27 protein-coding genes and 3 tRNA genes are annotated in these 22,169 nt (G+C 63.6%); 12 read left to right on the forward strand and 18 right to left on the reverse strand.

The features are described from left to right. Positions 1–35: 35 nt before the first annotated feature. The 4 genes from AUL31_RS12620 to AUL31_RS12635 all read right to left on the reverse strand — a co-directional run bounded on the left by AUL31_RS12620 (position 36) and on the right by AUL31_RS12635 (position 7,004). Positions 36–3,026 (reverse strand): autotransporter outer membrane beta-barrel domain-containing protein, encoded by a 2,991-nt coding sequence (locus AUL31_RS12620; RefSeq protein WP_060607004.1) that lies wholly within the window; start codon positions 3,024–3,026, stop codon positions 36–38. A gap of 109 nt (positions 3,027–3,135) precedes the next feature. After that, positions 3,136–4,875, reverse strand: a complete 1,740-nt coding sequence (locus AUL31_RS12625) for an ABC transporter ATP-binding protein (RefSeq protein WP_060607008.1) — start codon at positions 4,873–4,875, stop codon at positions 3,136–3,138. 79 nt (positions 4,876–4,954) lie between these two features. Continuing rightward, positions 4,955–6,055 carry a YihY/virulence factor BrkB family protein gene (locus AUL31_RS12630; RefSeq protein WP_244489404.1) on the reverse strand — a complete coding sequence of 367 codons (1,101 nt, stop codon included), beginning with the start codon at positions 6,053–6,055 and terminating at the stop codon, positions 4,955–4,957. 67 nt (positions 6,056–6,122) lie between these two features. Continuing rightward, positions 6,123–7,004: a LysR substrate-binding domain-containing protein gene (locus tag AUL31_RS12635; protein WP_060607013.1), complete on the reverse strand. Its 882-nt coding sequence runs from the start codon at positions 7,002–7,004 to the stop codon at positions 6,123–6,125. A 109-nt stretch (positions 7,005–7,113) separates the two neighbouring features. On the opposite strand from AUL31_RS12635, the gene AUL31_RS12640 reads away from it, so the two are divergent. After that, entirely contained in the window at positions 7,114–8,178 is a 1,065-nt protein-coding gene (locus AUL31_RS12640; protein WP_082646933.1) for a YeiH family protein, read from the forward strand. Here AUL31_RS12640 and AUL31_RS12645 read toward each other — a convergent pair. Together AUL31_RS12645 and AUL31_RS12650 are read right to left on the reverse strand one after the other, a co-directional pair. Continuing rightward, complete coding sequence (locus AUL31_RS12645) at positions 8,171–8,521, reverse strand: VanZ family protein (RefSeq protein WP_060607125.1); 351 nt, start codon at positions 8,519–8,521, stop codon at positions 8,171–8,173. The genes AUL31_RS12640 and AUL31_RS12645 overlap by 8 nt on opposite strands. A 26-nt stretch (positions 8,522–8,547) precedes the next feature. Beyond that, a complete protein-coding gene (locus AUL31_RS12650; RefSeq protein ID WP_409359968.1) occupies positions 8,548–9,153 on the reverse strand; it encodes a transglycosylase SLT domain-containing protein in 606 nt (201 codons plus the stop codon). A gap of 75 nt (positions 9,154–9,228) precedes the next feature. Between AUL31_RS12650 and AUL31_RS12655 the strand changes: the two genes are divergently transcribed. Continuing rightward, complete coding sequence (locus tag AUL31_RS12655; protein ID WP_060607016.1) at positions 9,229–10,128, forward strand: EamA family transporter; 900 nt, start codon at positions 9,229–9,231, stop codon at positions 10,126–10,128. Between the two features lie 139 nt (positions 10,129–10,267). Here AUL31_RS12655 and AUL31_RS12660 read toward each other — a convergent pair. From AUL31_RS12660 to AUL31_RS12670, 3 genes are all read right to left on the reverse strand, one after another. Beyond that, a tRNA-Glu gene (locus AUL31_RS12660) sits at positions 10,268–10,342 on the reverse strand. A gap of 53 nt (positions 10,343–10,395) precedes the next feature. Continuing rightward, positions 10,396–10,881 carry a DUF192 domain-containing protein gene (locus AUL31_RS12665; RefSeq protein ID WP_060607021.1) on the reverse strand — a complete coding sequence of 162 codons (486 nt, stop codon included), beginning with the start codon at positions 10,879–10,881 and terminating at the stop codon, positions 10,396–10,398. Beyond that, positions 10,881–11,453 carry a cold-shock protein gene (locus AUL31_RS12670; RefSeq protein ID WP_060607024.1) on the reverse strand — a complete coding sequence of 191 codons (573 nt, stop codon included), beginning with the start codon at positions 11,451–11,453 and terminating at the stop codon, positions 10,881–10,883. The genes AUL31_RS12665 and AUL31_RS12670 overlap by 1 nt, the downstream gene beginning before the upstream one ends. A gap of 269 nt (positions 11,454–11,722) precedes the next feature. Here AUL31_RS12670 and AUL31_RS12675 point away from each other — a divergent pair, with 269 nt between their 5' ends. The 4 genes from AUL31_RS12675 to AUL31_RS12690 all read left to right on the forward strand — a co-directional run bounded on the left by AUL31_RS12675 (position 11,723) and on the right by AUL31_RS12690 (position 14,602). Beyond that, positions 11,723–12,163: a VOC family protein gene (locus AUL31_RS12675; protein ID WP_060607027.1), complete on the forward strand. Its 441-nt coding sequence runs from the start codon at positions 11,723–11,725 to the stop codon at positions 12,161–12,163. A gap of 194 nt (positions 12,164–12,357) precedes the next feature. Then, a complete protein-coding gene (locus tag AUL31_RS12680) occupies positions 12,358–13,350 on the forward strand; it encodes a YcbK family protein (RefSeq protein WP_060607032.1) in 993 nt (330 codons plus the stop codon). A gap of 65 nt (positions 13,351–13,415) precedes the next feature. Next, on the forward strand, positions 13,416–13,688 hold the full coding sequence (locus tag AUL31_RS12685) for a hypothetical protein (RefSeq protein WP_060607035.1): 273 nt from the start codon (positions 13,416–13,418) through the stop codon (positions 13,686–13,688). Positions 13,689–13,783: 95 nt separating this feature from the next. Next, entirely contained in the window at positions 13,784–14,602 is an 819-nt protein-coding gene (locus AUL31_RS12690; RefSeq protein WP_060607037.1) for a BUD32 family EKC/KEOPS complex subunit, read from the forward strand. A gap of 2 nt (positions 14,603–14,604) precedes the next feature. Here the strand turns inward: AUL31_RS12690 and AUL31_RS12695 are convergent, their stop codons facing one another. From AUL31_RS12695 to AUL31_RS12710, 4 genes are all read right to left on the reverse strand, one after another. Further along, entirely contained in the window at positions 14,605–14,841 is a 237-nt protein-coding gene (locus AUL31_RS12695; RefSeq protein WP_143190238.1) for a hypothetical protein, read from the reverse strand. A gap of 48 nt (positions 14,842–14,889) precedes the next feature. Beyond that, on the reverse strand, positions 14,890–15,171 hold the full coding sequence (locus AUL31_RS12700) for a hypothetical protein (protein ID WP_060607045.1): 282 nt from the start codon (positions 15,169–15,171) through the stop codon (positions 14,890–14,892). A gap of 176 nt (positions 15,172–15,347) precedes the next feature. Further along, positions 15,348–15,602, reverse strand: a complete 255-nt coding sequence (locus tag AUL31_RS12705) for a DUF2171 domain-containing protein (protein WP_060607048.1) — start codon at positions 15,600–15,602, stop codon at positions 15,348–15,350. A gap of 42 nt (positions 15,603–15,644) precedes the next feature. Further along, positions 15,645–15,875: a hypothetical protein gene (locus tag AUL31_RS12710; protein WP_060607051.1), complete on the reverse strand. Its 231-nt coding sequence runs from the start codon at positions 15,873–15,875 to the stop codon at positions 15,645–15,647. A gap of 125 nt (positions 15,876–16,000) precedes the next feature. Between AUL31_RS12710 and AUL31_RS12715 the strand changes: the two genes are divergently transcribed. After that, a complete protein-coding gene (locus AUL31_RS12715; RefSeq protein WP_060607054.1) occupies positions 16,001–17,059 on the forward strand; it encodes a histone deacetylase family protein in 1,059 nt (352 codons plus the stop codon). A 3-nt stretch (positions 17,060–17,062) separates the two neighbouring features. Here the strand turns inward: AUL31_RS12715 and AUL31_RS12720 are convergent, their stop codons facing one another. Next, positions 17,063–17,821 (reverse strand): phosphatase PAP2 family protein, encoded by a 759-nt coding sequence (locus tag AUL31_RS12720; RefSeq protein WP_143190237.1) that lies wholly within the window; start codon positions 17,819–17,821, stop codon positions 17,063–17,065. 163 nt (positions 17,822–17,984) lie between these two features. Between AUL31_RS12720 and AUL31_RS12725 the strand changes: the two genes are divergently transcribed. From AUL31_RS12725 to AUL31_RS12740, 4 genes are all read left to right on the forward strand, one after another. After that, positions 17,985–18,061, forward strand: a tRNA-Pro gene (locus AUL31_RS12725). Between the two features lie 44 nt (positions 18,062–18,105). Further along, positions 18,106–18,411: an ETC complex I subunit gene (locus AUL31_RS12730; RefSeq protein ID WP_060607131.1), complete on the forward strand. Its 306-nt coding sequence runs from the start codon at positions 18,106–18,108 to the stop codon at positions 18,409–18,411. Between the two features lie 25 nt (positions 18,412–18,436). Next, positions 18,437–18,512: transfer RNA gene (locus AUL31_RS12735), tRNA-Arg, on the forward strand. A 169-nt stretch (positions 18,513–18,681) separates the two neighbouring features. Beyond that, positions 18,682–19,194, forward strand: a complete 513-nt coding sequence (locus tag AUL31_RS12740; RefSeq protein ID WP_073469302.1) for a GNAT family N-acetyltransferase — start codon at positions 18,682–18,684, stop codon at positions 19,192–19,194. Positions 19,195–19,559: 365 nt separating this feature from the next. Here the strand turns inward: AUL31_RS12740 and AUL31_RS12745 are convergent, their stop codons facing one another. The 4 genes from AUL31_RS12745 to AUL31_RS20345 all read right to left on the reverse strand — a co-directional run bounded on the left by AUL31_RS12745 (position 19,560) and on the right by AUL31_RS20345 (position 21,863). Continuing rightward, complete coding sequence (locus AUL31_RS12745) at positions 19,560–19,781, reverse strand: hypothetical protein (RefSeq protein ID WP_073469300.1); 222 nt, start codon at positions 19,779–19,781, stop codon at positions 19,560–19,562. A 41-nt stretch (positions 19,782–19,822) separates the two neighbouring features. After that, the gene (locus AUL31_RS12750) at positions 19,823–20,131 is read right to left on the reverse strand and encodes a hypothetical protein (RefSeq protein ID WP_060607063.1); all 309 of its coding nucleotides are present in this window, start codon (positions 20,129–20,131) and stop codon (positions 19,823–19,825) included. 14 nt (positions 20,132–20,145) lie between these two features. Further along, positions 20,146–21,072, reverse strand: coding sequence for a manganese catalase family protein (locus tag AUL31_RS12755; protein ID WP_060607065.1), 927 nt, complete (start codon positions 21,070–21,072; stop codon positions 20,146–20,148). Positions 21,073–21,653: 581 nt separating this feature from the next. Continuing rightward, positions 21,654–21,863: a hypothetical protein gene (locus AUL31_RS20345; RefSeq protein ID WP_143190236.1), complete on the reverse strand. Its 210-nt coding sequence runs from the start codon at positions 21,861–21,863 to the stop codon at positions 21,654–21,656. A gap of 55 nt (positions 21,864–21,918) precedes the next feature. Between AUL31_RS20345 and AUL31_RS12765 the strand changes: the two genes are divergently transcribed. Beyond that, positions 21,919–22,128 (forward strand): cold-shock protein, encoded by a 210-nt coding sequence (locus tag AUL31_RS12765; RefSeq protein ID WP_060607072.1) that lies wholly within the window; start codon positions 21,919–21,921, stop codon positions 22,126–22,128. Positions 22,129–22,169: the final 41 nt, after the last annotated feature.

Below are 22,169 nucleotides of genomic sequence, written 5' to 3' on the forward strand. Positions count from 1 at the left end.
AGCCGCGTGAGGCCGTTACCGCGGTTCAAGCGCGGTTAAAATCTGTAGGCGACGTTGATTAGCCCGCCATGCACGCTTTCGCCGTCACCGAACGCGCCCTGGTACGTCAGCCCGAATGCGAGTTGATTGGACAGGAACAGGCGCAGCCCGGCCTCGATGGAGACCGTATCCTCGGCCAGCCCCACGCCCTCAGTCGTAAACGGCAGCCCTCCGAGGAACGACAACCGCGTCTGCGGGGTCGTATCGCCGAAGGCATGGTTCCACGCCGCCCGGGCGTGGACTTCGCCGGGCAGGGCATAGCCGAGGGATATGGGCACGCCGGCACGCAGCCCGAGCGAGGTGAACGTAACCTGATCGCGCGATTTTTCCGCCGAAAGGGCGGCGTCGCCACCACTTTCCGTGAACCGATCCGTCTCGACCATCACATGCGAAAGGCCGGCGAACGGCTCCAGGCGCCACCGTCCGGCCTGGACCAGATAGCTCGCCTCGACGAAGGCGCTGGCGCTGCTGGCGTCGTAATCGGACGCAAGCGTTTCGGCAAAGAAGGGGAAGCTTACGCTCCTTGTCGCGTCGATCTGGTGCCAGCCATAGGAGACACCGGCGCTGAGGCCGACATTGCCGAAGGCGCCGCCGCCGTAAAGGCCGACCAGAAGGCTGTCGACGTCGGCGCTGGAGGCGCGTTGGTCCACATCGACGGAGCCCTGGCCATAGGCTGCGGCAAAGCCGAGCCGGAACGTGTCGCCCACCGTTGCGTCGACACCGCCCATGACACCCGAAACGTCGCGCGTCGCCTCGGCCGCATTGCCGTCGCCATCCTGCGTGCCGCGTGCCCCGTAGGCACGCGCCCAACCGGCGGGACGCGAGACGAAGACGGCCTCCGGGCCCGGCTGGACGATGGCCGGCGCGCGGCCCCGGTCCAGCATGGCGCGCTCGAGCTGCCTGCTGGTGGCGATCAGCGTGGAGCGCATCGAGGCGTGCATTTCGCCGGACAACTGGTCGAAGGCGGCACGCGCATTGTCTGCATTGCCGGACAGGACAGCCCGCTGGGCAAGATTGGCGGGCGGAGCGCTGTCCAGGCCTGCACCCGCATTGCGCTGATTGAACGTCTCTCCGATATCGGCAAAGGCCACGTCGTTGCGCGACAGGCCCAGGGTGACCGCGCCCGGGCCATAGGCAAGCACGGGGGTAAGGAAGGCGTAATCCTCCACCACCTGGCCGAATGTTCCGGCAACGCCACCCTCTGCGGTCAGGATGGTGGCGGCGGCGCCCGGCACGTATAGCCCCGTCTGGGTGAGGGAAAGGGTTGCGCCGTCGATGGTGGCTACGCCCGTTGCGGCGATGGCATCGGTAGCGCCCCCGCCATTGTCGACGCGGTAGATGGAGCCGGCCGAAAGCCCGAGATTGCCGGCGATCGTCAGCGTGCCGATGCCCGGACCCGGTGAGACTGCGCCCCCGGGCTCAACGAAAGTCGGCCCCGCCGTGCCGGTGCCCGAAAGGGTTGCGCCCGCGCCGACGGCGAGCGGTGAGAGCGCCAGGGTACCATCCACCTGGAGCGTGCCGGCGCTGACGCGCGAGGCACCGAAGATGGAGCTGTCGCCGGACAGGCGGAACGTGCCGGCGCCGACCTTGTCGAAGCCACCGGCGCCGGTAAAGCTGCCGGAAAACTCGGTTGAGGTGTCGTTGCCACCGAGGGTCAGCGTATTGGCGGCAAGGTCGACCGTGCCGTTGCCGGCCAGGGAGCCGATCGTCTGGTCGAAGCCTGCGATATCGAAAAGAGCGCCGGACGCCACGGTGACGGCCGACACGGGCGCGAAGGCGCCTGCATTGGCCGCCTGCAACACGCCGGCGCTGACGATGGTTGCGCCTGTATAGCTGTTGGTGCCCTGAAGCCGCAGCGTGCCCGGCCCGACCTTCTGCAGCGAGGCGCCTGTACCCCCGGCGACACCGCCATCCGCAAGGCCGCCGACCGTGGTGTCGAGGCCGTTGCCGCCGACGGTCAGCCGGTTTGCACCCAGCAATACCTGCCCGGTTCCGAGCAGCGAGCCGACGCTGGTGCCGCCGTTGACCAGCCCGGAAATGTCGACGACTGCGCCATCGTCAAGCCGCATCTCGGCCAGTCCACCGGATGCATTGCCGGAAAAAATCGTGCGCCCGCCCGTCTGCGTCAGGATGATCGCGGTGCCGGCATCCGCGCTATCGACGAAATCGAGTGTGCCCGCATTGGCGATCTCGCCGCCGGCTGCCGAGGCCGAGCCCAGAAAGCGTACCGCGCCGCCCGCATTGTTGACGATGGTGCCGTCGGAAAGGCTGGACTGGCCCCCGAAGGCGAGGGTGCCGCTGTTGCCGATATCGGCGCCGGCCGCCGTGGCGCTGTCGGTAAAGGTGACCGATCCGCCGATATTGTTGGCGATGAAGCGCGTACCGGCCGAGCTTGCCCCCGAAAAGCTCACCGTTCCGCTGTTGGACAAGAGGTTGGAGCCGGCATCGGCATTGGCGGAAAACTCGATGCGCCCGCTCTGATTGTTGGTGATGCTGGCGTTGCCGGCGCTGGCATTGCCCCGGAAGGCGGCAAACCCGCTGTTGCCGATCCGCGCGTTGCCGCCGGTGGCATCGCCATCGAAGGTCAGTTGGCCTGAACCGTTGTTGACGATGTCGGCGTCGGCGGCGCTTGCGGCACCGGCAAAGGCGGTTTCGCCATTGTTCGTCAGGCGGGCGGTGCCGGCGTTGCTGGCATCTAGAAAGCGCGCTGCGCCGCCGGAATTGGTGATGATGCCCGCATTGCCGGCCGTGGAGGAATCGCGAAACTCCACAGCCTGCCCGGTGTTCCGCGTGATGCTGTCCTCGCCGGCGCTCTGCGTGCCCGAATAGACGACGAGATCGCTGTCGGTGATGGCGAACGGAGCGGCTCCGGCGTCTCCGGACATGTCGAACGGGGGCGCGGACTGGCCATAGGCCGGCAGGGCGACCAACATGGTGGTGCCAAGCAGGACGACGCGATAGGCCCCGGTGCCGCCATGCCGAATCATCAACGCCCCCGAGTAAACGCAACCACCGGTTTCAGTTAACCATGGCACTGCGGACCGTGGAATTGCGGCCCGGACGAATTCGGCGGTGCTGTTGCGGGTTGGCCGCTGCCTATTCGGCAACCTGCATGAATGGGGGCAGGGCATCCTGCGCGGCGCTCAGGCGCGCATAGTGTCCGCCACTCGCCACCAGGGCATCGTGGCTGCCCTGTTCCACGATGCGGCCCATGTCGATGACGACGATGCGGTCGGCATGGCGGATCGTGGACAGGCGATGCGCGATGACGAGCGAGGTCCGCCCGCGCGACAGCTCGGCCAAGGCGCCCTGGATCGCGCGTTCGGTTTCGGTGTCGAGCGCCGATGTGGCCTCGTCGAGAATGAGGATCTCCGGATCTTTCAGGAACATGCGGGCGATGGACAGGCGCTGCTTCTGCCCGCCCGACAGCTTGACCCCGCGTTCGCCGACGATGGTGTCCAGGCCCTCAGGCAGCGCGGCGACGGTTTCCGTCAGATTGGCGCGGCGCACCGCCTCGATGATGTCTTCCTCGGTCGCGTCGAGCCGTCCGTAGGCGATGTTTTCGCGTACGCTGCCGCCGAACAGGAACACATCCTGTTGCACCACGCCGATATGCTGGCGCAGCGAAGCCATCGAGATATCGCGGATATCGATACCGTCGATGGTGATGGAGCCGCCCGTGACATCGTAGAAGCGCGGCACCAGAGAGCAGATGGTCGTCTTGCCGGCTCCGGAGGGGCCGACGAAAGCCACAGTCTCGCCGGGCTGGACAGCCAGATCGATGCCGTTCAGCACAGGCTGCCCGGCCACGTAGGCAAAGTGCACGTCGTTGAAGCGCACCGCGCCGGTGATGCCCTGCAACTCCTGCGCATCCGGCCTATCGACGATATCGGGCCGCGTATCCATGAAGTCGAGATAGCGGCGAAAGCCTGCGATGCCCTTGGGGTAGGTTTCCAGAACGGCGGCGATCTTTTCCACGGGCCGGAAGAAGACGTTGACCAGCAGCAGGAAGCTGACGAAGCCGCCGATGGTCAGTCCGCCCTGGACGACGAACCAGGTTCCCGCCACCATCACGATGATCTGCGTCAGGCGCATCGACATGTAATTGAGCGACTGGCTGGCCGCCATGATGCGATAGGCATCCAGCTTGCGGGCCCGATAGCGCATGTTGTCTTCGCGGAAGAGATTGCGCTCGTGCTCTTCGTTGGTGAACGATTTCACCACGCGGATGCCGCCGACATTCTCTTCGATCCGGGCGTTGAAATCGCCGACGCTCCGGTAGATGGCGCGCCACGTATCGGCCATGCGCGCGCCGTAGCGCGCGGTCAGCCAGGTGCCGAAGGGCACGATGACGGCGGTGATCATCGCCAGCGGCGGATGGATGTACAGCATCAGCAGGAAGGCGCCGATGAAGGTCATGATGGCGATGAAGAGATCCTCGGGCCCGTGATGGGCGATCTCGCCGATCTCTTCCAGGTCCTTGGTCAGGCGGGCCACCAGATGGCCGGTCTTGTTGTTGTCGAAGTAGCCGAAGGACAGTTTCTGAAGATGGTCGAAGGCGCGCGCCCGCATCTCCGTTTCGATGTTGATGCCCAGCATGTGCCCAAAATAGGTGACGACGGCCATCAACCCGGTGTTGACCGCATAGAGCACCAGAAGGCCCGCCGTCGCCAGCAGAACCAGCCCCCATTCGCCACGCGGGAGAAGGTCGTCCACGAAGACCTTGACCGCGATAGGGAAGCCGAGTTCCAGAAGCCCCGCCAGCACCGCGCATCCGAAATCGACGGCGAAAAGCCCCTTCCAGGGAGCATAATAGGCGAAGAAACGTCTGAGCATGGGACAGCCACCGTAATGTCTACCGGCAGGCTCTAGTATTCGTGAATTGCCGTGTCAACTTTACCGACGGCAGCGCACCTCAAGCCTGTTCGCCCAGCGTATCGGCCATCCGCGCGCCGCGCATGCCCATGGGCTTGGCAGGCTTTCTGGTTGTATCAGCTGCGGTCTGATGCTCCATCTCGGCGTTCAGCTCCGCGCCCAGCAGCACCACCATGGCCGATACCCACATCCATGTCATGAAGCCGATGGCGGCACCGAGCGAGCCGTAGGTTTCGTCATAGGAGCCGAAGTTCTGCGCATACCAGGAGAACGCGATGGAGAACGCCACCCACAGCACCGCCGCAACCACGGCGCCCCAGGAGACCCAGCGCCAGCGGGCGCGGACCCGGCTGGGCCCGAACCGGTAGATGATCGACAGCCCGCCTGCCACGATGGCCAGCAGGATGGGCCAGCGCAGCAGAAGCAGCCATCCTTCGACCGGGCCGAGGCGCAGGAAGTCCAGGACGATCGGCAGCAGGATCACGCCTGAGAGTGCGAGGATCAGGAACAGGATCGTGGCCAGGGTGAAGCCGAGCGTGATCAGCGTCAGCATGACGAAGCTTCGCTTCTCTTCCTCTTCATAGACGATGTTCATCGCATCGAAGAGCGTCTTCATGCCGGCATTGGCGCTCCACAGCGCGATGCCGAGACCGAAGATGAGGCCGAAACCAAGCTGGCTTGCGCCCTTGCTGGCAACGCGCTCCATCTGCTCGCCGACGATCTCGACCGCGCCGGCGGGCAGGAGATCGTAAAGGACCTGCATCTGGGAGTTGAGCGCCGCCGTATCGGTGAACAGGCCGTAGATCGAGACGAGCGCCGTTATCGCCGGAAAGATCGCCAGCAGGGCGTAGAAGGTCACCCCGGCGGCAACCAGCATCAGCCGATCGTTCATGAACTCCTGGACGGTCCGCCACAGGATATCCTTCCACCCCTTGGCCGGTATCTGCTGCGGCCGGGTCACCTGCCGGCCATGCGGATCTTTCAGCGGGTCGTGGTTTTTCGGCGTTCGTGTCTGCCGGTCGGCGGCGCGCACATCCTGACCGACCGTCCACGCGATTGCCCCGATCGACGCAATCGAGGCGATACCCGCCGCGATGCCCGCCCAATTCGCTGCCGTCCGGCCGCCCCGATAGTTCCGCAAAAGCCTGTTCCCCGCCATACGCCGACTGGAGGCTCAACGCATCACGCCACGAAGCGATCCATCCGCTCTAGCGCGCCACCAGCAGCTCCATGAGGCTTCGCGTGGCCCTTGTGTGGTGTCGCTGGCGGTGAAGAAGAGCGGTGAACGCCCGGCCCATATGCGGGATGGCGATGGCGCGCACGCGGCCGGCCGCAACGGCAAGCTCGATAGCCCGGCCCGACAGCACGCTGGCCGCATCGCTGCTCATCACGGCGGCGAGGATGGATTCGTTGGAGGGTTCTTCCAGCATGACGCGCAGCCCCTGGAGGGCTATTTCGTGGCTGGCAAGATGTTCCTCGAAGCGGGCACGCGTGCCGGAGCCCGGTTCACGCAGCACCCAGTCGGTCTCGCCATAGCGCCGCACATCGACACGGTGCAGCCCGGCCCAGGGGTGCCCGATGCCCACCACAAGGCACAATTCGTCGTCCGCAACCTTGGTTGCCATCAAGGCGGGCTCGTCCACGAGGCCCTCCACCACGCCGATATCCGCCTCGCCCTGCATAAGGGCGTGAGCAGCCTGCGTGGTGTTGCCGACCGTCAGTTCCACCTGCACGCGCGGATACAGCGTCCGCAGACGCACCAGATGCGGCGGCAGCCAGTAGCTGGCCACCGTCTGGCTGGCATGGATGCGCACCCGGCCCATCACCTGATCGCTCCAGTCGGCCAGTGAAAGCTCGGCCGTTTCCACCCGCGCCAGGATCGCCCGCGCCTCGTCCACGAAATGCCGGCCGGCATCGGTAAGCTCTATGCGCCGGCCGACCCGGTCGAAGAAACGGACGGCGTAACGCGCCTCGAGCGCCGCCACCGAGGCGCTGACGGCAGACTGCGTCAGGTTGAGGGCAGCGGCCGCGCGCGTCATGTGCTGACTATGCGCAACGGCCAGAAAGATACGGAGCTGTTCCAGCGTCATGCAATAACCCATCGATAGAATCGATCGAAACGAGAATAATTATCCGTTGGATTTGTCGATAGCGCGAGATCAGATTTGGATGGATTTTCCATGATCGGACCATGCGACGATGACAATCGACCGCCATATCGCAGATGCGCGCAAAACAGCACTCGTACTGCCCACTATCCGGCAAAATGGCGTCCTGCGGTTTTCGCTGTCGATCCTGCCGGGAATTGGGCTGACGTTAGGCATCGCGCTTGTTGCCCTGATGGTTCAGCACCTGTCGGGAATTGCGGCGTTGAGCCCACTGATCGTCGCCATCGTGCTCGGCATGACAATCCGCAACATGGCGGGCCCCATCGCCATCGCCAGGCCGGGTATCGCCTTTTCGCTGCGGCGGGTCTTACGCTTCGCTATCGTGCTGCTTGGCATGCAGCTTACCATCTGGCAGGTGATGGAAATCGGCCCGACGGGCTTTGCCATCATCGTCGCGACGCTTGTCTGCAGCTTCGTCTTCATCAAGACTGCGGGGCGCGCCCTTGGCGTGGAGCGCAAGCTGGCCGAACTGATCGCGGCCGGCACTTCCATATGTGGCGCGTCGGCGGTGATCGCCACAAATACGGTGACGCGCGCCCATGAAGAGGATGTGGCCTACGCTATCGCCTGCGTGACGGTGTTCGGCTCCATTGCCATGCTGCTACTGCCGGTGTTGGCGCCGATGCTGGACCTGGCCCCGAACCTGTACGGCCTGTGGGCCGGTGCAACCATCCACGAAGTGGCGCAGGTCGTGGCGGCGGCCTTTCAGGGCGGCGAGGTTGCGGGCCAGTTCGGCACGGTTGCCAAGCTCAGCCGCGTCATGTTGCTGGCGCCGCTTATCCTGGCTCTTGGCTTCATGCAGATGCGCCGCGCCCGCAGTGGGCCGCAAGATGGCCCCGGCGTGCCCGTTCCCTGGTTCGTCTTCGGCTTCATCGCGATGATGCTGGTTAACAGCGTCGTCAGCGTACCGGCCAACCTTCAATCCGGCATCGTCACGGCCACGAGCTTCCTGCTGGCCGCGGCGCTTGCGGCTATGGGGCTGGAAACGGATATCGGCAAACTGTGTGCAAAGGGCATTCGCCCATTGGCGCTGGGCGCAATCGGAACAGTGTTCATCACCGGCTTCGGCCTGACGCTGATCCTCGCCTTTATGTAAGGCGCAACGCACGGATGCGGGCGATCGCACCACCCGCCAGCGCGCCAAGGCAAGCTCCCGCCGCCTTGAAAAGAGCATCGTCCACCCGGCCATGACGGCCGGGAACGAGGTTTTGCGCGAGCTCCAGCCCCACGGATCCGGCCACCAGCAGGCCCAGCACCAGCGGAATGCGCTTCGGGTACGCCGCGCCGAACAGGGCGCCCAGAACCAGATAGGCGCCGAGCCGCTCGATATTGACCGGCGCGGAGGAAACCGGCCGCATCGAGATGGGACTGAGCGTCACGAAGGCGATGAAGGCGAGCGCGCCCCATGCGGCGACCTTGATGAGGATCTTGAGCTTCATGCCGTCCGATATGGACCGGAAACCGGCTATCGGCAATTGCGCAATTGCGCTTCGTACCGGTTGGCCATCGTGGCTGTACGGCGCGCGGCGCCCTGTATGGCGCTGTTGCTGCGCCAGCTTCCGCGCGCATAGCCCGCATGCCCGGAGTAATAGGCAAGATAAAGATTGTACGGGTCGGTGCGGCTGATGCCGTTCCGCTGGTGACTGGTGTAGTGATACCAGCCGACGAAATGGATCGCGTCGGAAAAATCGTTGCGGCGGGCCATGCTGCGGCCGGTGCGGCGCTTGTACTCTTCCCACGTACCGTCAAGCGCTTGCGCATAGCCATAGGCCGTCGACTTGCGCTTCCAGGGAATGAATCCCAGAAGCTTGGTGCGCTGAGGACGGGCGCGTGCCTCGAAGTTGGACTCGGCCTGGATCGTCGCCATCAGGATCGGCACGGGCACGCCGAACTCCTTCTGGGTACGCTCGGCGGCGCGCTCCCAATTGTTGAAGAGGCCGTCCTTCTGCTGGAAGATCGCACAGCTATTGGCCGTGTTGGTGGGTGCGGAGGCGCATGCAGCCAGCGGCAGGACAAGCGCGAGCAACAGATACTGCTTGGCAACTCTTATCATGCCGGCAGGGTAGGGCATCGAGCTTAACAGCCTGTTTCGACACACGTTAGAATTGCTTGGCTTTGGTTAAGGTTCGGGCGTAAACCGCTTTGCATGAGCGCATCGTCCATGCCCCTGCGGCACCTGTTCCTGGCCCTCTGCGTCGTCGCGGTGTGGGGAACGAACTTCGTCATCATTCGCATCGGGCTGGACCACCTGCCGCCGCTGCTGTTCGCGACGCTTCGCTTTTTGCTGGCGGCGTTTCCGCTGGTCTTCTTCATGCCGCGTCCCCGAACCTCGATCGGCAATCTGGCGGCTTACGGCATCCTGATCGGGGCAGGCCAGTTCGGCATCCTGTTCGTGGCCATGCGTGGGCACATTTCGCCGGGGCTGGCCTCGCTCGTCATCCAGTGCCAGGTCTTCTTCACCATCGGGCTTGCCATCGCGCTGACGGGCGAGAAGGTTCGCGGCTTTCAGTGGGCGGCGCTGCTGCTTGCCGCCAGCGGCATCGTTATCATCGCGCTCCATACGGATGGCGATACGAGCGTGCTCGGCCTGTGCCTCGTGCTGGTGGCCGCGATGTGCTGGGCAGGCGGCAACATCGTCTCCAAGCGCAGCGGGGTCACCGACATGCTCCCCTATGTCGTCTGGTCTAGCCTCTTTGCCATCCCGCCGCTCGCTGCACTCAGCCTGATGCTGGAGGGCTGGCCCGCCATCCGCGCCGGGCTTGCCAATGCGGATGCTTACACATGGGCGGCCGTGCTTTGGCAGAGCGTCGGCAATACGATGTTCGGCTACGGCGCGTGGGCTTTCCTGCTGGGGCGTTACCCAGCGGCGACGGTGACACCCCTGGCGCTGCTGGTGCCCGTCTTCGGCATGGGCGCTTCCTACCTGTTCCTGGGCGAGGCGCTACCGGCGTGGAAGCTGGGATCGGCCGCACTGGTGCTGTGCGGCCTGACGGTGGGCATCCTGTATCCGCGCTGGCAGGCCCGGCGCCTGACGCGGCAGGCTTGAACAGGCCCCGGCAAGGCCGGGCCGACGCAGACGGTGGCGACGTCCGACGCCACCGGAAACCATCAGGGATGGGACTGTCGGTGAAACACCTGCGACTTTAATCGCGGGTTGCAAACTGCACTTTGAAAAAATGGGAAGATGGTACGCCCAAGGGGAATCGAACCCCTGTTTGCGCCGTGAAAGGGCGCCGTCCTAACCGCTAGACGATGGGCGCGGCACGAGGGTGTATAGGGTGAGTCGTTTTCCGACGCAACCCGCCCCCAAAACTTATTTGGCCCCGTTTCCAACCAGCGGATGGTGCACGCGATCGCCCGGTTCGACGCCGTATCCGGCAGCTGCACCGCCGTTCAACTCCAGTACGTAGCGGACCGGCTCACCGGAGGGGATAGGCGTCAGCGACAGCGGCGTCGCATGGCGGGCGATCCGGGCAACGGTGCCGTCCTGCCGGATGAAGATCATGTCGAGGGGAATGAGCGTGTTCTTCATCCACATGGACACATCGCGCGACTCTCCGAAGTCGAAGAGCATGCCGTGGTCTTCGTCCATGCTGTTGCGGTTCATCAGCCCGGTTGCCCGGCTTTCCGGCGTGTCGGCGATCTCGACGGAGATGCGATGCGCGCCGCTGCTGGTAAGAAGTGTCGCCGTGGACCCGATGGAGCCGGAGGTGAAGACGAAATAGGAGACGATCGCAAGAACAAGAATGAAGGCGCCGGCGATCAGCCGGTTACGGCGCCCTTCGGTAATGGATGACATCAATGCTCTACCCTGTTGCCCGCCCCCGAGGCCGGCCGGATTTCGGCTGCCATCAGGCCCTTGGCCCCATTGCCGAAGCGTACGAACACTTCCTGTCCGGGGCGCAGTTCGGTCATGCCATAGCGGCGCAGCGTTTCCATGTGAATGAAAATGTCTTCCGTGCCCGCTCCGCGCGACAGAAAGCCATAGCCCTTGGTGCGGTTGAACCATTTGACGGTGGCCAGTTCCAGATCGCTGGTCGGCTCCACCTTCAGCCGGGTGCGCGCGGGCGGCATCTGCGACGGGTGCACGGCGGTGGACTGGTCCATGGACAGGATGCGGAAGGCCTGCAGCCCACGCTCGCCCTGCTGGACCTCGCAGACGATGCCCGCCCCCTCGCTGACTGTCGTATACCCGTCACGCCGAAGACACGTCACATGCAGCAAAATGTCGCCCGACCCATCGTCTGGCACGATGAACCCGAAGCCCTTTGCGATATCGAACCACTTGATGTGGCCGGATACGACGATGCTGTCCACGCCACCCGCCTCCGGTCGCAGCTCCCGTTCGGTAGAAGATGCGCGTTCTGTCATCACAAAGGTCCGCCGATCCTGTCCAAGCCGAATCAAGCATGAATGCGGCCACGCGCCAAGCCGTTTTGTCAGCGCGCCCGCCTTGTGCCTGATCCCTGCGCACATATCGGCGATTTGTGGCAAGGCAAGGTGTACAGGCGCCAACATCCAGCGCGCCGAAAGCCTGGCGTATGGTTTGGCCACGTGCGATGCAGTCCATCTTTGCCGCACGGCGGCAGACGCTCTACTTGTGGCGGCGAACCTTCAACGCATAAAGAGAAGTGGGTATCATGCGCTATCTTCATACGATGGTCCGGGTCAGCGATATCGATCGGGCGCTCGAGTTCTACGAAGGCGCCCTCGGTCTGACCGAGGTGCGGCGGATCGAGAACGAAAAAGGGCGGTTCACCCTGGTTTTCCTAGCTGCGTCCGACGATTTGGAGGCCGCCCGCCAGAACAAGGCGCCGCTGGTCGAGCTGACTTACAACTGGGATCCGGAAGAGTATTCCGGCGGGCGCAATTTCGGGCATCTGGCCTACGAGGTGGACGACATCTACGCCACCTGCGCCAGATTGCAGCAGGCCGGGATCACCATCAACCGCCCCCCGCGCGATGGGCATATGGCCTTTGTCCGGTCGCCCGAGGGTATCTCGATCGAACTTCTGCAGAAGGGCGAAGCGAAGGCCCCGGCAGAGCCCTGGGCCTCGATGCAGAACACCGGTGTCTGGTAACGCTATTGTTTCGCGCAAGCGTTATGGGTTAACTTCCGGTTGATCGGGTCGGAATTTGGCCCGAATGCTCATGGCATACAGCGCGGCAGCCGGCCCAGGCCGGCGCTGCGCGGGGACAGGAGCGGCGTCACGCCGTGCCGTTAATGCATGCTCTGCCTTTGGGTTGGCAGGCATGCGAGAGGGTGGAACGGATCTTGATCGGACATAGCACTTCGGGCCTTCGGTCGGCCCTGCGCAACGGCGTCGTCCTTATGGGCGTCATCGCCTTTCCCGCACTTTCCGGTTGCATGTCCGCCATCGACGATACGTCCGCCTTCGGCTTCAATACGCCTGCTTCGGCCCCGGCCGAACCCGCCGTCGAAACGGCCGAGCTCCAGCCGGAAGGGCAGGAGGACAAGGAACAGTCGGCCGCCGGCCAGCCGGCGGAGCCCGCCGTTGCCTCGGCGGCCCAGGCTGCGGCCAACGAAGAGAACGCACTGCTGACGCAGGCATCGTCGAGCGTGTCCGGGCGGCCGGCCGAGGGGGCACTTGCGGCCTACTCGCCGCCGGCGCAGCCCAACCGGCAGGCCGATACGTCGCTGTTTGCCGCGCTTTCCCAGCGCGCCGAAAGCGAGCAGCCGAAACCGGAAGCCGTGGCGGAGGCTGTCGCTGCCCGCGTGGTGGTGACGCATACCGATGGCATGGGCAAGGCTTCGCCCAGCGCCGAGCTTCCGGGAGTGGACGCATCGTCCCTGTTCAAGATCGGCAAGCGTGCGTCGGTCGACAGCGAAGATTTTCTGGACGATATCGGCGGCGAATATCAGATCGCCTCTTTGGGCGGCATGGCCCGGCTGGCTCCAAGCGGACTTATGGTCGCCCGCGAGGATGTGAATACCAGCTGCTTCGGAAGCGATCTCGTGCGCATGATCCGGCAGGTCGAAAGCCGGTTCGGCAAGAAGGTCGTCATAACCTCCGGTTACCGATCTCCGCCGCATAACCGCCGCGTCGGCGGCGCCAAGGCTTCGATGCACATGGCGTGCAAGGCTGCCGATTTCCATATTCCGGGCGTCAGCGGTGTCGAGGTTGCCCGCTATGTGCGCTCGCTGCCAACTCGCGGCGGCGTCGGCACCTATTGTCACACGGCCGCCATCCACATCGACACCGGCAAGCAGCGCGACTGGAACTGGCCCTGCCGCCGGCGCAGTTGAGGGTCGACAGCCGGGAACCTTGACGACAGCCTGCGAATTTCTGGGATGTCGAAAAGGAGGCCGACATGGCTGACAAGAAATCCGAAGCTGAACATGAACTTCCCGATGACGCCGCGCACGACGCAGGGCAGGAGGGGCGGGTCGACGTCCTGACCAATGCCGTCCGCCGCCTGGACAACCGCTTCAGCGGCCGTCCGAACGATCCTTCGCTGATCGGCCAGGATATGCCGGAAGAGGACGAGGACGAAAAAGACCCCGAGGCCACCGGGGACGATGCGGACGAAGATCCGGACAAGGACGACGACTGGCCCGAGCCCAAGGGCACGAAGCTCTGGTAAAGCCGTCACACGGCCGACATAAAAGCGTCATCCGCTCTTGACGAAACGCAACCTGAGATAGAGTTCTCAGCCATTCCCGGAACGATTGCCAGGGGATGGCTGTGGCTTTTCAGAATGCGTCCAACACAACGCGCCGGGGCGGACCGGCGGGCACGGCCGGCCAGCGCCTTATCCAGGCCCGCCGCGGCGGGATCGACGTCTGGATCAAGGATTTCAGCTACGAGACCGTACGGCTGGGGCAGCGTGTCCACCGCCTCGTTTCCGCGTTCATCCGGATGGAGCTTCTGCGTCCTTCGCCGTCGGTCGACGCGGCTGGGCTGGTCGACCGCGAGTTGCGCAAGCAAAGCGCATTCGCGCGCTCCGGGATCGGCGTCCCCGATATGGAAAGACTATCCGACACAAAGCTTGCGGTGGCGGATGCCGGCAAGACGCTGATGGCGCGCATGGATGCGCTGCGGGCAGCCGGGCACGCCGACCGGCACGACGATCTTCTTGTCCTTGCGGCGCATGCCTTGTCGCAGGCGCATGCGGCAGGTGTGTGCCACGGACGGCCGCATCCGCGCGATATGGGGCTGGCGGATGGGCAGGTGCTGTTTTTCGACTTCGAGGAAGAGCCGGAGGCCGTCATGTCGATGGCTTCGGCGCAGGCGCGCGATACGATGCTGCTGTTCACGCAGATCGTTGCGCTGGCCATGAACCCCTCGACCGCCCAGAAGGCCTTCGATGTTTACCGCGACGGTGCCCCGGCCGACACGCTCGATGTGCTTGCAAGCCTGCGTCGGCCCGTTCGTCACGGAGCCCGTGTCGGACGCTTGGCAGCGCGGCTCCACGCGGGCAAGGATCTTGTCCGTTTTCTGAACTCCGTGGAGTTCTTCGAACGCGCTTTGCCGGTGGCGGGGCGGCCGGGGGCCTGACCTCAGACGGAAGCCGGCGTCATTTCCGGCGCATTGGCCGCATGCGTCCGGGGTGCGCCGCGCTTGCGCTCATAGGCGAAACCGTCGGCCCACAAGCCGTGCTCATGGGAGCCGGGAGGATTGGGGTTGATGGCAATCTCGCCGCGGTCCCGAAAGGCGAAGCGGCCGGCGTTCCAGGCGCGCTTTTCCCGTTCCGCATCCAGCATGGACTGGGCAAGTTTCCTGACGGCGTCGTTCATGTCGGTCGGCCCCGCTGATGTGAGGCCGCCATACTGGCCGAGGGGCGGTTAACGGGCTGTTTCGCCGCCGCGCGTTTGCCGCACATCCTGCTGCTCGTCCAAGGCCGATACAGCCTGCCGGCCGGCACGGGTGATGGTGAAGGTGATGGCCTGACGGGATTGGTCATAGGACGACCGGCAGAAACCGGCATGTGCCAACTGCTCCAGCGTACGCAGCGTGCGAATGCCATGCGGCAGGCCATGCCAACGCTGATCGTTGCGGGACACGAGGATGGGCGATTGCTCCAGATGGCGCAGCGCCTGAATTTGCGAGTCGGAGAAGATGCGCATGTCCCCAAAGCTAGCGGTGGCGGTGCCACGGGTCTCTTGGCTCTAGGGGTGAATGGGTTCACCCATAAGGGCCGCAGGCCTACGCCAACAGGTGAGGGGTCAGCGCCCGATGGAATCAGAAGGGGCTGTCGCACTGCGCGACAGCCCCTCAAAAATGTCTGACTGAAAACAGCGGGTCAGACGCCCTTGCCGCTTTCCTCTTCCTCGAAGGTCACCGCGACATCGCTGTTTGCGGACAGGCGTACCTTGTCGCCTTCGACATCCGCGACAAGCCCAACCGAAATGTAGTGGTGGTGGCCTTTGTGACCTTCCGGATTGTCGTCCCGGGTCAGTTTGATGCGATCGCCTTCGACGCGATCGACCTTGCCCACATGGACGCCATCGGCACCAATGACTTCCATATGCTCACGAATGGATTCCAAACCGCTCATATCATGTCTCCGTTACGCGAATGGTCGCTTGGCGTAGATGCGTCAGGCAGCGTGGCCGCCAAGGCCTCTTGCCGGCTTTTCTTCGCGTGCGAAGCTGATGCGGCTGCGGCAGCTTTTCCATCGTGTCGGATCGAAGGTGCGGGCATTGATCTGATCGAGGGCGATCTCCGATTCCTCGAAGGTCAGCCCGTCCAGGTGGTAGATTCCCCAACGCAGATTGTACCGACCATCCACATTGCGGATGTCGATTTTCGGGGCCAGCCGTCTGATCATTGGTTCCTCCCGCTGATTGCGTCGAGGAAACGTCTGTGGAACCCTCGGGTTCCGCCGGAAGCGGGCTATTTCCGTGCCCGGCTAACGGTTATCCCTGCGCACCTGTTTCACTCGGGACCTTCGCCTTGAAGCTTTTTTTCCACGACGCGCAATCGCGCCATCGCCCGACACAATATCTCGTCCACGGAAAGATCGTCGAACCGCTGGAACGCCCGGAGCGGCCGGCAGTGATGCGGCAGAGCCTGGAAGGATGCGGGCTTGTGGCGGCGGCGCCCGAAAGCGCAGGTCTGGAGCCGATCCTCGCCGTCCATGCCGGCCACTATGTCGACTTCCTCGCCTCGGCCTATGACGAGTTCCGCAGCCTTCCGAATGCGGGGCCGGAAGTCTTGCCGAATGTCCACCCCTACGGCACCGCCAGCGTCGGGCTGGAGCCACGTCCGGAGCCTCGCACCAAAGGCATCCTCGGCCGAACCGGGTGGTATATCGGCGATCTGTCCTGCGCCATGATGGCCGATACCTTCGATGCGGCCCTGCATTCTGCCGACAGTGCCGTGGCGGCTGCGCGGGCCGTTATGACCGGAGAGCCGGCCGCCTACGCCCTGTGCCGTCCGCCCGGCCACCATGCCTATGCCGACCGGGCCTCCGGCTTCTGCTTCCTCAACAATGCGGCGATTGCCGCGCAGGAGTTGCGCAAGCGGTTCGAGCGGGTCGCCATCCTCGATTTCGATACCCATCACGGCGATGGCACGCAGGCGATCTTCTATCATCGGGACGACGTCTTCTTCGCATCCACCCACACGGACCCAAGCAACTATTACCCGCATTATTTCGGCTATGCGGACGAACGCGGAGCCGGGGCGGGCAGGGGGTGCAACCTCAATCTACCGCTGGCGCCGGGCAGCGGCGACGATGTCTATGCGGACGCGGTCGAGCGGCTCGCCGACGCGGTTTCGGCCTTTGGCGCGCAGGCGCTGGTGATTTCAGCCGGCTGGGACGCGCACCGGGACGATCCGCTATCGCGCCTCACGGTGACGACAGCGGTTTACGAGACATTGGGCGTCCTGCTTGCCGGGTTGGCCCTGCCGAGCGTCATCGTGCAGGAGGGCGGCTACTCCCTTGCCGCCGTTGCCGAAGCCGCGCCGGCCTTCGTTACGGCCTTTCGCGCCGGGCATCGCGTTGCCTGATCGTCAGCGCGGCACCGGCAGAAGGCCGCGCAGCCCGGTGCCGCCGGCAGCGAAGCTGTAGCCCAATCCGCGCCCGGCCATGAAGCGGGCGATGACCACGGAGGTGACGAAGCCGATGGTAAAGCCGGCAAGCACGTCGCTTGGGAAATGCGCCCGCACCACGATACGGCTGAGCGCCAGGCAGAAGCCGACAATGAAGATCGGCAGGCGCACCTGCGGCGCCAGCACCATGAAGGTGGCGGTTACGGCGCCCATGGTGGTGGAATGGCCGGACGGGAAGCTGGCGAACTGGTCTCCAAACCGCGCCAGCCGGAAGGCGAAGCTGCCATAGTCTTCCAGAAGAGCCGGTCGTGCCCGGCCGAAGGCGACCTTGAGTATGTTGGTGACGATACCGGCAAGGGCGACGGCACCAAACAGGTGGCAGGCATAGGCGTAGGTGCGGGCCAGACGCAGGCGCCCGGACGTTTCCAGCCGCCGCCAATCCACCGCGGTCAGCGCGATGATTACCCCCAGCATCGGCCAGATGTACCAGCGCACCAGGCCGATATCGGTGGCGATGCGCAGAAAGGCGAGGCTGCCTGCCGGCTCATCGAGCATGGCCAGGCTGATGCGCCTGTCGACCGGAAAGCTGGCGATCGCCAGGGCCGCGCCGATGCCTGCGATGCAGACCAGCGGGACGGAGAAGATGGGGGGATGGCTGCGGGAGGGCGCGCGGCGGACATCGTGCCAGACCTGACGCAATTGGGGTCCGATATGGCGCAAGCGATTCCCTTTCCGATGGCAGTTCGGCGGCTGGTTTTCGACCAGATAGGCGCAGCGCGTAGCAGAAACAGGGTTCGGGTGCAGCTTGCGTGCAGACGAAGGCTTGCCAAGCCGCACCGGCAAAGCTAGTAAGCCCAAGGCCCTCCGGCGTGCGGGCCTTGAGCGGAGCGTAGCGCAGTCTGGTAGCGCATCTGGTTTGGGACCAGAGGGTCGCAGGTTCGAATCCTGCCGCTCCGACCATGGCATCCAATCGCCGATCGGTCAGCGACAAGAAGGATGCCGCCATGGTTGCCCGTATCTATCGTCCAGCGCGTAACGCCATGCAGTCCGGCAAGGCGCGCACCCGGGTCTGGATCCTCGATTTCGAGCCGGCGAAGCCCAAGGTGGTGGAGCCGCTGATGGGGTACACCTCCAGCGGCGATATGCGGCAGCAGGTGCGCCTGACCTTCGACACGCGCGAACAGGCCGTGGAATACGCCGAGCGCAACGGGATCGCCTACGAGGTCGAGGATACGCCGCGCATCGCGCGCTCGCGCGTGTCCTATTCCGACAACTTCAAGTACGACCGGGTCCAGCCCTGGACGCATTGACCGAGGCGGCCTTTGCCGCTTCCCCGGCCCCGTAGCTCAGTGGATAGAGCACCGGCCTTCTAAGCCGATGGTCGCAGGTTCGAATCCTGCCGGGGTCGCCAACGAATTCAACTACTTAGACTGCGTATTACAACGGTTTCATGTTGCACCATGTTGCAACTGGCAATCGAGCGTTTCCAGTGGTTTGCGGTGAGGCTCGGCAAATCTATGCGACATGCATGCGACATGCGATCGACCTCTTCGACTAGAACAAATGCGTCCGATTTAGACATGATTGAAACCGAACGCCTGAGCCTACTCACGCCCGCCCTTAGCGATTTCGAAAACAGCTATGCCATGCATCGGAACGAGGTAATGGCGCGGTATACCGGGGGCACCTTGCTAAGTCGCGAGGACGTTTGGCGGAAGCTGCTGCAGCGAATTGGCCATTGGGCTGTCTACGGCTACGGCGTCTTCACTGTGCGGAGCAAGGTCGACGGCACTTTTGTTGGTGAGATTGGTCTAGCGCACTTTTGCCGAGGGTTTGGTGAATCCTTCGATGCGTTCCCCGAAGCAGCATGGATGATCGATGCCAAGGCTCATGGACAAGGTTACGCAAAAGAGGCTGCTGAGACCATCCATCGCTGGATGACCAACACGCACGCTATGGAGCGGTCAGTCTGCATCATCCATCCTGAGAATATTGGCTCACTGCGTGTTTGCGCGTCTCTAGGATACAAGCAGATTGGCCAAGTCGCCTATCGCAATGATCACCCATTGATGTTTGAACGCGTCACGTCCTGATCGCCCTGGATGCGTACTTTGCTGATCATATTCGGCAACTTTTGCCTTCGTCCTGAGACTCCCCCCATTGGAGTCCGAGGCGCTCGTCTTCATTCATGAGAACCCGGATGAGGCTGTCGCTTCCGGCTTGTCGCTGTTCCCGAACCTCAAGCCTGCGGTTGTCGAGGGTGGGCTGACGAGGTCGTGGCAAAGTAACGGCAGTTAGTCGATTGGCGAATTGGCGTATTTGAAACGTGGACTGCCCATGCGCGAGCCATCGCGCATGGGCAGTCGCCGAACCAGGGTACCGATGCGCACTCCCGATCGAAGGGCAGATCGCTACTTGGCTTGGTAGTAGACCTTCGTCCCGAACGCCGTGGCGGAGGTTAGCTCTCTGTCAGCCGCCGTATATTGGCTTGCACCACGGCTCGATAGTCGCCGATCACGCTGTCGGCGGGCTGGCCTTCTATCAGCGACGCGTAGGCCGCGCCGAAGGCCTGCACCTTTTCCGATACCATAAGTGTCGCTTCATCGATGGCGGCTGCGCCTCCCAGTCCGAGGCGGCACAACCGCAGATTGGCAGCCTGCTGCGACTCCAGAGCAAGCATCAGGATGTTCGCTCCGATCGATAGCAACGAGTTCACCCTGGCTAACCTCCGTTGACCGCGTGACCATCGAACTCTGCGAACGCAGAGCGGATCGCCTCAGCCTTGGTATCGTCATCGATATCGACTGAAACGGCAATCATGCCATCGAGCGCCTGATCGTAACGCTCATCCGTGCTCGGCTGGCCGCCCTTCGCATCGCTGCCGGCCAGTTCCTCACCGGCGGAATTATTATCGCCGACCGGGGAGATGAAGATCGATGTCCGCTCGACCTCATACTCCTGCACCAGACGCTCGACGGCCATTTCCGCGTTGCGTCGCGTTTCAAACTCAGCCTTCAGATTCGTGCCCATTCGAGCGTCTCCTTTTACCGGGAAGCCTTGTAGAGCTTCTGTGCGATTTCGAACATTTCCTCGGGGGCATAGTCCGGGGTGAATGCGGACGGCACGCCGACGAGTTGCGCGATCTTTCCGCCTTCCGGATGACCTTCGACAACCTCCAGCTCACCGGCCGGGTCGTCGGGCAACGCGACTTCGCCATTGCCCCATATGCCGGCCATCTCGCGATAGTCGTCCGGGCTGAACGTGTAGAGGCGGCGGTGTGATCCTTCGTCCAGATATTTCTGGCATTCCGGGATCTTGGACAGCGGGATGTTCGGCGTGGGCAGGAATTTGTCGAGATCGACGCCCGTTACCTTCTTCAAGGCCAGTGCGTAAGCATGGGCGTGCACGGAGCCGCGAACCAGCAGATATCCGCAAACCTCACGTCCCGTGGGATCGGTTAGCGTCTCATAGACCCGCAGCTTATGGAGGCGGGCGCCGCATTCCAGGTGGAAGTTATGCAGTAGATCGACGATCACGTTCCCGGTCGTCGTGACGAAATCGTTGTTCCAGGAAATGCCGTTCGAGTTGACCGGCATTGCTCCGCCGGCGCCGGACAGGAACGCGGCCGCGTTGCGCATATCCTTCATGTCCTCGAAGGGCGCCCCGGAAATGTCGCCCCCGTCGCCAGCATCCGCATCCGGCTTGTCGGGGCCGTTGGCAAGCATCGCAACGCCGTTGGATACCAGCTCCACGTGCCCCAGCTCTTCGGCGGTGATGGAGGCCACCAACGAGTAGAATGGCTTGAGCTTGTCCTTGGAACGAAAATTGAAGCTCTGGAACATGTAGTTTCCGAGCGTCGACATCTCGCCGTACTTGCCGCCCAGCAGTTCCTGCAGCGCTGCGGCGGCGTTGGGGTCTGCTCGCTTCGGAGCAGGCAATTCCGCTTGCAGTCTATCGACACGCATGAACATGGCTGTTCCTCCTGTGAAAGAAAACCAACACAGCGTGGAGGGCGTCGTTCCGATCTACCGGGTGTGACGTATGCGCCCACCGTAGGATCGAGCCTGCGATGGACAATCGAAGCTACGTGTAAAGCCTGATGATTGCCAAAAGCACGCGGCGACCCCATATAATGGTAGGCGGCTACCGCTGCCTCCGGGTTTTCCGCGCAGTTGCGCGATCAGATCACACGCCCGGCCTGAAAGTTTTCATGAAAAATACTTCCCACCAGCGTTTGCTCGCTGAAAGGCTGTTCATGCCGATCGTAAGCTCGGCAGGGGCAAGCTCACTTGCCGTCCCGTCAGCCACGACGGAGACGAAGGAAAAATCCGCGCGCCTCAAGGCGCTGCGTCTCGCGCGTGATGCGGAGCAGCGGGTAAAGAAGCTGTCCCCCGTATGATCGCTGCCCGCAAGCGAGGCCGCGATTGGCGACGCTCTCTGGCGGTCGTCGCATTCATCATGATCTGTGCCGGGACCAGCTACCTATCCTTGCTGCGGTGAGCCTTGGCGCACATGCGCAGCGCTTTGAGCGCGAACTATCGGCCTGGCCAACTTATTGAGATTGCATCCGTCGCCGAGAGCGCCGTAGCCGTTGGGTTACAGCCCCGGCGGCATCCTGTTGCTGTGCATGGGACGCTTCCATCGGCCGCATGAGTTTGCCAAATAGCCCGGCATGGCTTATATAAGCGGCATCGATCTTGTTACGAATGATGTTTCCGCGCTTCGGCGCTTTCGCACTCTCCTCTTCAATTTCGAGCAGCATGGCGACGGCTTCCGGCCGGGCGCTGGCATATAACGCCGGTTGAAAGGAATTCATCATGGCTACTGGAACGGTTAAGTTTTTCAACACCACCAAGGGCTTCGGCTTCATCGAGCAGGACAATGGCGGCGCCGACGTATTCGTGCACGCTTCCGCCGTGGAACGCAGCGGAATGAGCAGCCTGGTCGACGGTCAGAAGATCAGCTTCGATGTCGTCACGGATCAGCGGAACGGCAAAAGCTCTGCCGAGAACATCCAGAGCGCCTGACTCTGTCAGAATGCCGGACGATAATGGAAGGGGCTGCCACG

The organism is Aureimonas altamirensis (genome assembly GCF_001463885.1).
In the GTDB taxonomy this organism is placed as follows: domain Bacteria; phylum Pseudomonadota; class Alphaproteobacteria; order Rhizobiales; family Rhizobiaceae; genus Aureimonas; species Aureimonas altamirensis.

Excerpts from the sequence above, each read along its gene's own strand:
- AUL31_RS12655 (WP_060607016.1), top strand. The coding sequence starts at position 9,229 with ATGAGCGCATCGTCCATGCCCCTGCGGCACCTGTTCCTGGCCCTCTGC.
- AUL31_RS12690 (WP_060607037.1), top strand. The coding sequence starts at position 13,784 with ATGGCTGTGGCTTTTCAGAATGCGTCCAACACAACGCGCCGGGGCGGA.
- AUL31_RS12745 (WP_073469300.1), bottom strand. The coding sequence starts at position 19,781 with ATGCTTGCTCTGGAGTCGCAGCAGGCTGCCAATCTGCGGTTGTGCCGC.
- AUL31_RS12755 (WP_060607065.1), bottom strand. The coding sequence starts at position 21,072 with ATGTTCATGCGTGTCGATAGACTGCAAGCGGAATTGCCTGCTCCGAAG.
- AUL31_RS12640 (WP_082646933.1), top strand. The coding sequence starts at position 7,114 with ATGACAATCGACCGCCATATCGCAGATGCGCGCAAAACAGCACTCGTA.
- AUL31_RS12645 (WP_060607125.1), bottom strand. The coding sequence starts at position 8,521 with ATGAAGCTCAAGATCCTCATCAAGGTCGCCGCATGGGGCGCGCTCGCC.
- AUL31_RS12705 (WP_060607048.1), bottom strand. The coding sequence starts at position 15,602 with ATGAGCGGTTTGGAATCCATTCGTGAGCATATGGAAGTCATTGGTGCC.
- AUL31_RS12665 (WP_060607021.1), bottom strand. The coding sequence starts at position 10,881 with ATGTCATCCATTACCGAAGGGCGCCGTAACCGGCTGATCGCCGGCGCC.
- AUL31_RS12670 (WP_060607024.1), bottom strand. The coding sequence starts at position 11,453 with ATGACAGAACGCGCATCTTCTACCGAACGGGAGCTGCGACCGGAGGCG.
- AUL31_RS12730 (WP_060607131.1), top strand. The coding sequence starts at position 18,106 with ATGGTTGCCCGTATCTATCGTCCAGCGCGTAACGCCATGCAGTCCGGC.
- AUL31_RS12700 (WP_060607045.1), bottom strand. The coding sequence starts at position 15,171 with ATGCGCATCTTCTCCGACTCGCAAATTCAGGCGCTGCGCCATCTGGAG.
- AUL31_RS12695 (WP_143190238.1), bottom strand. The coding sequence starts at position 14,841 with ATGAACGACGCCGTCAGGAAACTTGCCCAGTCCATGCTGGATGCGGAA.
- AUL31_RS12635 (WP_060607013.1), bottom strand. The coding sequence starts at position 7,004 with ATGACGCTGGAACAGCTCCGTATCTTTCTGGCCGTTGCGCATAGTCAG.
- AUL31_RS12650 (WP_409359968.1), bottom strand. The coding sequence starts at position 9,153 with ATGCCCTACCCTGCCGGCATGATAAGAGTTGCCAAGCAGTATCTGTTG.
- AUL31_RS12620 (WP_060607004.1), bottom strand. The coding sequence starts at position 3,026 with ATGATTCGGCATGGCGGCACCGGGGCCTATCGCGTCGTCCTGCTTGGC.
- AUL31_RS12685 (WP_060607035.1), top strand. The coding sequence starts at position 13,416 with ATGGCTGACAAGAAATCCGAAGCTGAACATGAACTTCCCGATGACGCC.
- AUL31_RS20345 (WP_143190236.1), bottom strand. The coding sequence starts at position 21,863 with ATGCTGCTCGAAATTGAAGAGGAGAGTGCGAAAGCGCCGAAGCGCGGA.
- AUL31_RS12625 (WP_060607008.1), bottom strand. The coding sequence starts at position 4,875 with ATGCTCAGACGTTTCTTCGCCTATTATGCTCCCTGGAAGGGGCTTTTC.
- AUL31_RS12765 (WP_060607072.1), top strand. The coding sequence starts at position 21,919 with ATGGCTACTGGAACGGTTAAGTTTTTCAACACCACCAAGGGCTTCGGC.
- AUL31_RS12675 (WP_060607027.1), top strand. The coding sequence starts at position 11,723 with ATGCGCTATCTTCATACGATGGTCCGGGTCAGCGATATCGATCGGGCG.
- AUL31_RS12740 (WP_073469302.1), top strand. The coding sequence starts at position 18,682 with ATGATTGAAACCGAACGCCTGAGCCTACTCACGCCCGCCCTTAGCGAT.
- AUL31_RS12710 (WP_060607051.1), bottom strand. The coding sequence starts at position 15,875 with ATGATCAGACGGCTGGCCCCGAAAATCGACATCCGCAATGTGGATGGT.
- AUL31_RS12750 (WP_060607063.1), bottom strand. The coding sequence starts at position 20,131 with ATGGGCACGAATCTGAAGGCTGAGTTTGAAACGCGACGCAACGCGGAA.